Genomic DNA, 9,507 nt, shown 5'->3' with positions numbered 1-9,507 from the left:
CATCCCCCTTTTTTACGGAACCACTTCTGACAAGCTCATAAGCCTTTTTTGACATACGAATATTGCCTGCCGCATAGGCAACTCTCTCAGTTTCCTGTTTTGAGCCGACATCAACCATACGGGCATTTCCGCTCTCGTCAAAATGGGTAAATGAGTCTTTGTTCTGATCAATCATGTGTACCTAACTCCCCGCCAGCTTAATTTTTACCGAGCACTTCATTGAACAGTCTCTTGAAAAAGCCATCCTGCTCTTTATGCTGTCCATGTTCCCGACAAAGGCCATCAAATTCCCGCAGCATTTTTTTCTGTTCTTCACAGAGATTTGTCGGAGTGAGCACCTGCAGTTCAACAATCATATCACCCCTTCCTCCTCCCCGTAAATGCTGCACCCCTTCCTTCCTCAGAGTAAAAATTTCACCTGACTGGCTTCCGGCAGGAATATCAAGATTCTTCTTACCATAAATTGTCGGGACATCAACAGCCCCGCCTAAAGCTGCGGTAACCATGGAAACAGGCAAACGGCAGTAGATTGTATTGCCATCCCGTTTGAAGAATTCGTGTTCCTCAACATGAACTACCACATACAAGTCTCCGGCCCCGCCACCTCTTCTGCCGCCTTCTCCTTCACCCCGAAGACGCATTCTCGCACCGGTATCAACCCCGGCAGGAATTTTTAGAACAACTTTTTTGGTTTTTTCAACCAACCCGCTTCCGTTACAATCAGTGCAGGGATCTGTAATAATTTCCCCCTCACCATGGCAATGGGGGCAGGTGGAACTCACCTGAAAAAAACCCTGTGACCGCACTACCTGCCCTCTGCCGTTACAACTGGGACAGACCTTATTTTTATGGCCGGGTCTGCTGCCGCTTCCTTCACATGTCCAGCATGTATCCCTTCGGGTCAGCTCCACCTCTTTAGCAACACCGTGGACTGCTTCCATAAAGCTGATTTCCACATCATAACGGAGATCGTTCCCTGCAACAGGACCATCTCTGCGGCTGCGGGAACGACTGCCACCCCCAAAGCCGAAAAGGTCACTGAAGATATCCCCGAAACTTGAGAAAATATCATCTGCACTGGTGGGCCCGCTGTAACCGCTGTTTTTTAAGCCATCATGACCATAAGTATCGTAAATCTGTCTCTTTTTCTCATCACTGAGAACTTCGTAGGCTTCCGTGCAGAGTTTGAATTTTTCCTCAGCTTCCTTGTCACCGGGATTACGGTCAGGATGATATTTCATGGCGAGTTTACGATACGCCTTTTTGATCTCCCTGCCGTCTGCACTTCTGCTTATTGACAATGTTTCGTAATAATCAATACTCATGATAAAACAGTTCTGCTCCGTGCTGTAAAACTCTTTCCATTAAACCAATCAGATATAATTATACTCAGGCACCTCCGATTCTTCGCGGTCCCCACCACCCGCCAAAACAGTCTGTTGCAGAGAAAAGACCCTGGAACAGTCTGAGTCACCTGGAAATAATCACATCTCAAAGACAATAAAAACACAGAATTACTAACCCTGTGATTAGATACACCTGGGCCACCCTATCCTGCATAAATCATGCATGAGCAGCATCAGCCTCCCTTGCATCATCTTCCACTGCCTGGGACTCATCCCCATCCATCATGTCCGGCAGAAGATCAATATTATCAAAAGTCACTTTTCCGGCAGCAATTTCACGAAGAGTCATTACAATTTCCTTGTTTTTTCCTTCCACAAGAAACGGTTCTCCCTGACGATGCTGTTTAACACGTTTCACCGTAAGGTGAATCAGGTTAAATCTGTTGTCATCTCCAATCTGTGCCAGACAATCTTCACATGTAATCCTAGCCATCCAAACAACCTCTCAATATTTTTTCCACCAGCAAAATCGCATATAATTATTTATATACGATAGTTACGTAATTATTATTCATACGAGGGAAAACCCCGTGAATATTTTATTTCTCAGTTCCTCTTCACTTCAAAAGGATTTCGTATAAGTAAAGTCTCAGCCCTGTCGGGGCCGACAGAGATCATATCTGCCTGAACTCCGGTCATATCTTCAATATATTTGATATAATCCTTTGCCTGAACAGGTAACTCGTCAAATTCCCTGACATGGTCTATATCGTCCTTCCAGCCCTGAAGGCTTTCGTATACTGGTTTTACGACTGCAGCTTCGTTGATATTTGAAGGCATGGTGTCAATTTTCCTGCCATCAAGTTCATAAGAAGTCGCGACCTTCAACGACTCAAGACCGCTCAGCACATCCAGTTTTGTTATCGCCAGGCCGGTAAGTCCGTTCAGTCGGGCCGCATCACCTGCCACAACCCCATCAAGCCAGCCACATCTGCGCCGGCGACCGGTTGTCGCCCCAAACTCATGACCTTTTTCCTGTAACTTTTCTCCCGTTACATCAAACAGTTCCGTTGGAAACGGTCCTGCTCCAACCCGGGTGGTATATGCTTTAAGAATTCCCACCACAGCATCGATATGGGCCGGTCCAAACCCTGATCCGTTACAGGCATTTCCGGCAATGGTATTCGATGATGTCACAAAAGGATACGTCCCGTGATCTATATCAAGCTGTGTTCCCTGGGCCCCTTCGAAAAGAATATTCTTGTCATTCTTTCTGGCCTTGTCCAGTTCAACTGAAACATTCCCCAGAAAAGGTGCAAGTTTTTCTCTATATTCCTGAAATTGTGCGTATATTTCTTCAAAAACTACGGCGGGAGCGTTATATTTACGTGTGAGCAGAAAATTTTTTTCGTCCACTGCACTCTTCAGTTTTTCTCGAAAAAGTGAATCATCCAGCAAATCACCTGCTTTGATGCCTGTACGGCCTACTTTATCAATATAGCATGGACCGATCCCGCGACCGGTTGTACCTATTTTGTCATTTTTTGCCAGAGCCGCCTCTTTAGCCTGATCCAGGCGGGAATGATAGGGCATTATAAGATGGGCTCTCTTACTGATCATTAACCTCTCGGGCGCAACCGGCAATCCCTGTTCCTGCAGACCATCGATTTCCTCAAGCAGGACTCCAGGATCAATAATCACACCATTGCCGATCATGCATTTTTTTTCTTCATACAGAATTCCTGAGGGAATGATATGAAAGACAAATTTTTTCCCCTCCACTACCAGTGTGTGCCCCGCATTGTTGCCTCCCTGAAAACGGACAACGAAATCAGCATAACGCGTTAGTAAATCAACTATTTTTCCTTTCCCTTCATCTCCCCATTGGGTTCCCACTACAACCACACTGGACATCTGATCTCTCCTGACAGAAGTTATTAAATCATAGAGTTGCTGCTCCTGCGAGCAGGCTCATACCATCAGCATCCCGCCTGAATTACAGACCTGCTGAAGGCTGACTTTTATTGCATATTGTCACAGGACAAACTCAAAAATATAGTAAACTGTATCAATAAAGTCAATGAATGATATTTCCAGCCAAACCAGTTATATTATATTCTTAACTACCTGAGAATATAGATGGAATCATAACCATTAAGTCTGCTACGGTCATTTTTCATTTTTACCGGTGACATTGACACACATGTTGAAATACCTTACAGTTGTTTCGCCATTAACACATATTTCGTAACTACTCACAGGGGGAGTAATTATGTGATTTAATTACCTCTGAACTGTAATTGCTCACAGGTGCCACAGATTTTTACAGGCTCTTTTGTTCGCTATAGCCTACTATGCGGACAAAAGAGACCGTGAAAAGCTGGGGTACCTGTGAGTAATTACCATATTTCATCGTAACAACTCACAGAGTGAACAACTCTGTGATATTATTACCTCTGTTCTGACCGAAAACAAGGAACGAGAACCTTGTGGGAAGAAACCTGTAAAAAACGGGTAATTACAAAAGCGGAGTAAATTCATGTTTGGTATTGGTCTGCCCGAAATGATCTTGATATTAGCTCTGGCCCTGATAGTTGTCGGGCCGGACAAATTGCCGGACCTTGCCAGATCCGTTGCGAAGGGCATCATGGAATTGAAAAAAACTGCGGAAGGATTAAAAGAATCTTTCACTGAAGAAGGCAACCCCCTGGAGGACATCCGGCCAGATCTGGAGGAAGCCGCCCGGTCATTGAAAAATAATCTCCTGGATCCCACCAGTTATGACCAGAACGACAACGATCATTTTCCCGGAGTTAATCCACCGGCAGAAGAAGCTGCCACAGCCTATAAAGAACTGATGGGAAAAACAGATCCGACCCCATCAGTCGACACTGAAAACAGTGACATCGAAAAAACAGAAAATGGCACCGGAGATCCGGTTATTGACATCCAGGTGACAGAAGAAAATGTAACAAAGAATGAGTAAATACAACCTCCACAACACTATCCCGATCCTGGAGCGCAGTCTCGAAGTATTTCGCCCCCATCATCAGGAGCTTCGTTCCCGGCTGATAAAAATCTTCATCGCCATTACCTGCTGTACCGTAGTCGCCTATATTTTTGCAGAACAGATCGCCACACTTTTCATATCCCCGCTTTTTAATGCCAGTCCACGAGCTTTCAAGCTCGTCTATACGAACCTGCCTGAAGCTTTTCTCGCCTATATAAAACTGGCCCTGCTGATAGGGATTATCGCCAGCCTGCCATATGTCCTTTACCAGATCTGGATTTTTGTCTCTCCCGGATTGAAGCGCAACGAAAAGAAATTTGCCGTCATTGTTGTATTCTGGGCGGGACTTCTCTTTCTGGTTGGTGGGTGTTTTGCCTTTTTTATTGTGCTCCCTAAAATGCTCTCTTATTTCATGAGTTACAGCACCGAAAATTTACTGCCACTGCCGAAACTCGGTAAATACCTGACATTTGTAGCACGAACGATACTCACTTTCGGCCTGGCATTTCAGATCCCGTTTCTCATGGTTATGGCAGGAAAAACCGCTCTGGTTAAAGCTGGTTATTTCAGAAAAAAACGCATCTGGTTTTATGCGGCTATCATCTTTCTTTCCTTTCTCCTGACGGCAGGGGATTTCATGGCAACAGCCCTCCTTGCACTGCCACTTTTCCTCCTTTATGAAGCCGGAATTTTTTTATCTCACCTGTTCCGGAAAAAGTAACCGAAAGGGTAACTGCTCACCCCAACTTTTCACGGTCTCTTCTGTCCTTATAGGTAGGCTATAGGGAACTGAAGAGCCTGTAAAAATCTGTGGGCACCCGTGAAATTGCAGTTCAGAGGTAATTGAATCATATAGTTGTTATCCCGATATCTCCTGCTTCAACAGACAGCACGAAATTCTAAAAAGGGGGTTTCCCGTATCATCATATTCAATGGTATCCGGCTGAAGCAGTTTGTTCATCACACATCCTTCTGCAATATCCAGGCGAAAGAACCGGTCCTCCGTCAAACCCTTATTCTTTTTTAACAGATCATTTTCAATTCTATAGGAATGAACAGGGTAATCCTCGCAGAGTGGGCATTGATAAACTCTGCCATTAGGAAATATAAAAAAATTCTCGGCTACATTACCGGCACATTCAAATTGTTCTCCTTTTTCTAAAAAAACTTTCGGATAAGTGACATGAATCCCCTGTGCCGCTATTTTTTCTGCCACATCGGGTACACTCTTCAACCACTGATCACGACTGACCTGCAGTGATTGTGCAGATTTTTTCACCTGCGATTTTCCGCGCAGACCAATCACCTGGATAAAAAACTTCCTAACCTTCAACTGATCCAGCAATGGGATCATTCTATGAAGATGATCAATATTCCTGCTGCTGACCGTATAGATAAGACTGACAGCAAAACCACGCTCCACCGCCTTTTTTATATTGGCTGTACACACATCAAAAACACCGTCCCCCCTGATCCGGTCATTAATTTCCCTGTCAGGTCCATCCAGGCTGAAACTGAGATAATCAAGAACATCAGGCGTTGTTCGCTCAAGAAAATCATGAAAAAGATAGCCATTTGAATCAACTGTAACAAAATACCCAAGGTCTTTTGCAAATCCTACCAGATGGGCAAGGTTCGGGTGCATGGTCGGTTCACCACCGAGAAAAATCACATTAGACTCCTTGTCCCTGCAGGCAAAGAGCTTCAACCATTTCTCAACTGTTCCCTTTCCAAGCATATTTGCACCATGTTGCTCCGGATTTATATAGCAATGGCGACATGAGAGATTACAGGCTGTGAGAATATGAAAAAAAACATTTCTTTCCCCACGCCTAAAACCCACTGTCCTTAAATTTTTCTTCATTCGTACCTGCTCACGGTGATTGTTTTTTGCTGCCTGGCTTTCAGCCCGCCATCTTCCCTGACTGTTGCAGTGTGTATTCAGCAAGCAATGTATCTTTTAGATAATCACAATCCGGAGATGAAAAAAAGGTCTGAAACAACTCAAGACTCTCCTTCCGTAAAATCCCTCCGATTATAGAAACATCGAGCGATCTGTAGAGAGGTGAAAGCATTTTCAGGGGAAGGTTGGTTCCCCCGCCCATAACATCTTCATAGCCATATACAAACCGTGTAATCCCGTTCACCAGCAGAGCAGTAAAACACATAAGACACGGTTCCATGGTTGAGTAGACTGTAACTTTTGTCATATCAACCCTATTTTGTTTTCCGGATAGATTCCTTAGAGCGATAATCTCAGCGTGATCAAGCTCACTGCCATTTTCCCGATTACAATTCCACCTTCTGCCATCCGCCACTATTTTTCCATCATATGCAATAATACAGCCCACAGGAAATTCACCCTCGACAAGAGCCCGGCGCGCCATTTCAAGCGCTGCTTCCATAAAATACGTATGATCTCTTTTCATGGTAACCACTCACAGGATTAATCGTAATGTTATTGCTCACAGACTGCGACCATACTTCAGGGCGGCACTGACTACTGTCACTGGAATGTGCTGTTGAACAAGGTCATGGGATCGAACGGTAAAAGGAAGATATCTCAAGGCATATCCTGCAGAACATATACGTAAACGCGGCAGCAGGGGAAAGATATTTTTCCTTGAAACCGCTGCCGCTGCAAGTACACTCTTCAACGCCTGGAATGCCTCTCTCCAGGGAAACGTTACCGGGTAGGCATTTTCCGGAAAATCTATTCTTCCGGGCGGAATATGCTTCTGGGCTACAGTGGCTTTTGTACTGATCTGCAGAAAAGCTTTCGGGTTTATTTTAAAGGCCGGAATCCAGAAAGCCGGATGTCTTTCATTGTCAGCCTTCTCCACCAGTACCGGCTGATTCGTCATACGAAGAAAATCAGCAAAACTTCTCAGTTCCCCTTTCCTGGTCTGAAAAGTTATTTTCCAGAAAGGCAGATAGACAGCATCGGCGTCGGCAGCAGAAATAACTTTCCACTTCAACAGTTGAAACCTCCCCTTGTGTTCCTGCCAGAGTGTCTCGCAATTTTCACAACCAAGAACCAGGCTGTCACGCTCACCGCTCAGAAGGCCGCCACACCGGGGGCAGAGTGTCGATATAAACCGAGGCTCCCATGATCTCTTGGCCGGTGAACCATTCCCGGTCCATTTTATAAAATTTCCTGCATCGCCAAGATCTCGGCCGTCAACCGCATCAATCAGTTTTTCTCCGGCTGAATATACCGGCAGATAAATCCTGCTGAGAGATTCACCGATAAATTCCCTGTACTGCATTATCTGTTTATTTTTACGGAAAAAAAGAGTCGATAATTTTGTCACATGTTCAAGAATCTCTCCGGTTTTGATCTCCTGTTCAAGAAATTTGCCGACCATTCCGGCCACAACCGGTTTAACATGCATCGCCTGGGGACGCAAACGTAACGATGCAGGCAAATGACTCCCGTTTAACGCCAGTCTGGTGGCATCCACCAGCTTGTGGCGAAGATCCATTCCCGTTGTATAGAAAACCGCACCTTTGAACCTGATGTACGGAACAAACTGCAGCTGGTTTTCGTGTACATTGGAAGGCAGAGTCCATGGCAGAACATATCTTTCCGGCCCGGTTTCAAGTCTGTAGTTTTTCAGTTCACAGAAAGGACAGGTCACAAGCCGGTCATCTTCATGCAGTTCGATGGCAGCACCACACCCCGGACATGTCTGAACAATTCTAAGTTCCACCTGGTTCCTATCCCTTTAATTCAATCCCGCACTGATTACAGAAACGGGATCCGCCCAGATTCTCCGCGCTGCAGTTTCCACAGATCTGTACAACCTCCTTCTGTTCTGTCTTTTGCCCGCACCTGGAGCAAAACCTGGCATTAGGTGTAAGATTTTTCCCGCAGTTACTGCAGCGACCATAAAGAACCTGCTGATGCCCGCATAAAGGACAGAAACGCGCATCTTCGGGAATATTGTGATTGCAGTCAGGGCATGTCACAGTCCTGTTTTCTTCAGGTCGGTCCTGCAATCCGGTCTGGCCTGATCTCCCGGAATCTGGCTGGGCAAACATGGCAGGCAGCATCATACCCATACCCAGGCCAAGGCCACCACCGGCTTCAGCCTGATTCTCTGCAGCTTTCTCCATGGCCATTCCCGCCTTCATCTTCATAAACCGCTCCATATCCTCAATCAGTTTCAGGCGACTCTTGTCATCGATAGCCTGCTGCACCTCTTCAGGAGGAGTTATTGAAGTAATATAAAGCTGACTCAACCGGAGACCAAAGTTTGAAAAATCCTCAACAAGCCTCTCTTTTAATTCATCAGACAACTCGTCAAACTGCCCCGGCAGATCAAAAAGTGAATCAAGTTTTTCTCCCAGATAATCATTGAGCCGGGCAACAATCACCTGCTTCAGATATCCTGATATCTCTCTGGTATTGAACTTCCCCTTTGTCCCCACAAGTGAATTGATGAAAAGAACCGGCTGAACCACCTGAATATTGAAAATTCCATGGGCACGCAGTCGAACCAGCCCCAGCTCTTTATCCCGGAAAGCAACAGGACTTGCGGTCCCCCATTTCAGTCCGGGAAAATGCTTAAGATTAACCATATACACTTCAGCCCGCAGAGGGCTGTCGCCGCGCCATGGAATGGAAAGAATTTTGGTCAGAATGGGGAGATTGCCTGTTTTGAGAGTATGCCTGCCGGGGCCAAAGCCGTCGCATGCCTTTCCTTTGTAAAAAAGAACCGCCGCCTGGCTTTCACGTACCGTCAACTGGGCACCGAATTTTATTTCTCCAGATCCCCGTTCCGGCAACCTGTGGACGATCTCCTCCCCACTTTCATCAAACCACTCAATGTTTTCGAGAAAAATTCCACCATCAAATCGGTTCATATCAACTCCTTTTGTAACTCCCCGCAGGGACTTTGCCCTATGATTTTCTGAACTGTAATGACACGTCCCGTCGCCCCCGTGCTACAGTTACAGTTCATACAGTTTTTCGTCGTATCCCGGTTTTCCCCTTCTCTTTTTCATACTGCCCCTGACCTGATCAAACGAAAAATCTTCTGCTTCCAGCAGGTGACCAAGATCTTTCTCAACTTTCTCCGGGTCTTCACCGGACTCCATCCGGGCAATTGCTTCCTCCATTGTTTCTCCGAGTTTTATACCGGTCTG

10 protein-coding genes and 1 pseudogene are annotated in these 9,507 nt (G+C 45.7%); 2 read left to right on the top strand and 9 right to left on the bottom strand.

The window, feature by feature from the left end:
• From ACXLDX_RS05955 to ACXLDX_RS05940, 4 genes are all read right to left on the bottom strand, one after another.
• A partial coding sequence (locus ACXLDX_RS05955) for a cyclic pyranopterin monophosphate synthase MoaC (protein ID WP_457576281.1) occupies positions 1–118 on the bottom strand: 118 nt, incomplete at its 3' end.
• A 79-nt stretch (positions 119–197) separates the two neighbouring features.
• Positions 198–1,325 carry a molecular chaperone DnaJ gene (gene dnaJ / locus ACXLDX_RS05950; RefSeq protein ID WP_457576280.1) on the bottom strand — a complete coding sequence of 376 codons (1,128 nt, stop codon included), beginning with the start codon at positions 1,323–1,325 and terminating at the stop codon, positions 198–200.
• Positions 1,326–1,563: 238 nt separating this feature from the next.
• Entirely contained in the window at positions 1,564–1,839 is a 276-nt protein-coding gene (gene rpoZ / locus ACXLDX_RS05945; protein WP_457576279.1) for a DNA-directed RNA polymerase subunit omega, read from the bottom strand.
• 113 nt (positions 1,840–1,952) lie between these two features.
• Positions 1,953–3,260 (bottom strand): adenylosuccinate synthase, encoded by a 1,308-nt coding sequence (locus ACXLDX_RS05940; RefSeq protein WP_457576278.1) that lies wholly within the window; start codon positions 3,258–3,260, stop codon positions 1,953–1,955.
• Positions 3,261–3,885: 625 nt separating this feature from the next.
• Here ACXLDX_RS05940 and ACXLDX_RS05935 point away from each other — a divergent pair.
• Both ACXLDX_RS05935 and tatC read left to right on the top strand, forming a co-directional pair.
• Positions 3,886–4,332, top strand: coding sequence for a twin-arginine translocase TatA/TatE family subunit (locus tag ACXLDX_RS05935; RefSeq protein WP_457576277.1), 447 nt, complete (start codon positions 3,886–3,888; stop codon positions 4,330–4,332).
• A complete protein-coding gene (gene tatC, locus ACXLDX_RS05930; protein ID WP_457576276.1) occupies positions 4,325–5,077 on the top strand; it encodes a twin-arginine translocase subunit TatC in 753 nt (250 codons plus the stop codon). The genes ACXLDX_RS05935 and tatC overlap by 8 nt, the downstream gene beginning before the upstream one ends.
• Before the next feature lie 138 nt (positions 5,078–5,215).
• Here the strand turns inward: tatC and ACXLDX_RS05925 are convergent, their stop codons facing one another.
• The 5 genes and pseudogenes from ACXLDX_RS05925 to ACXLDX_RS05905 all read right to left on the bottom strand — a co-directional run.
• On the bottom strand, positions 5,216–6,220 hold the full coding sequence (locus ACXLDX_RS05925; protein ID WP_457576275.1) for a radical SAM protein: 1,005 nt from the start codon (positions 6,218–6,220) through the stop codon (positions 5,216–5,218).
• A gap of 40 nt (positions 6,221–6,260) precedes the next feature.
• On the bottom strand, positions 6,261–6,785 hold the full coding sequence (locus ACXLDX_RS05920; RefSeq protein ID WP_457576274.1) for a nucleoside deaminase: 525 nt from the start codon (positions 6,783–6,785) through the stop codon (positions 6,261–6,263).
• A 36-nt stretch (positions 6,786–6,821) separates the two neighbouring features.
• The gene (locus tag ACXLDX_RS05915) at positions 6,822–8,069 is read right to left on the bottom strand and encodes a TFIIB-type zinc ribbon-containing protein (protein WP_457576273.1); all 1,248 of its coding nucleotides are present in this window, start codon (positions 8,067–8,069) and stop codon (positions 6,822–6,824) included.
• 7 nt (positions 8,070–8,076) lie between these two features.
• Positions 8,077–9,225, bottom strand: coding sequence for an SPFH domain-containing protein (locus ACXLDX_RS05910; protein ID WP_457576272.1), 1,149 nt, complete (start codon positions 9,223–9,225; stop codon positions 8,077–8,079).
• Positions 9,226–9,312: 87 nt separating this feature from the next.
• Positions 9,313–9,507 (bottom strand): annotated as a pseudogene (locus ACXLDX_RS05905) (FmdB family zinc ribbon protein); the annotation flags it as partial.

The sequence above is a fragment of the Desulfomarina sp. genome (assembly GCF_054039375.1).
This window is presented reverse-complemented; position numbering and strand designations above follow the sequence as displayed.

What these genes read in the sequence shown, in the direction of transcription:
- dnaJ (WP_457576280.1), bottom strand. Translation starts at nt 1,325, where the DNA reads ATGAGTATTGATTATTACGAAACATTGTCAATAAGCAGAAGTGCAGAC.
- rpoZ (WP_457576279.1), bottom strand. Translation starts at nt 1,839, where the DNA reads ATGGCTAGGATTACATGTGAAGATTGTCTGGCACAGATTGGAGATGAC.
- ACXLDX_RS05940 (WP_457576278.1), bottom strand. Translation starts at nt 3,260, where the DNA reads ATGTCCAGTGTGGTTGTAGTGGGAACCCAATGGGGAGATGAAGGGAAA.
- ACXLDX_RS05935 (WP_457576277.1), top strand. Translation starts at nt 3,886, where the DNA reads ATGTTTGGTATTGGTCTGCCCGAAATGATCTTGATATTAGCTCTGGCC.
- tatC (WP_457576276.1), top strand. Translation starts at nt 4,325, where the DNA reads ATGAGTAAATACAACCTCCACAACACTATCCCGATCCTGGAGCGCAGT.
- ACXLDX_RS05925 (WP_457576275.1), bottom strand. Translation starts at nt 6,220, where the DNA reads ATGAAGAAAAATTTAAGGACAGTGGGTTTTAGGCGTGGGGAAAGAAAT.
- ACXLDX_RS05920 (WP_457576274.1), bottom strand. Translation starts at nt 6,785, where the DNA reads ATGAAAAGAGATCATACGTATTTTATGGAAGCAGCGCTTGAAATGGCG.
- ACXLDX_RS05910 (WP_457576272.1), bottom strand. Translation starts at nt 9,225, where the DNA reads ATGAACCGATTTGATGGTGGAATTTTTCTCGAAAACATTGAGTGGTTT.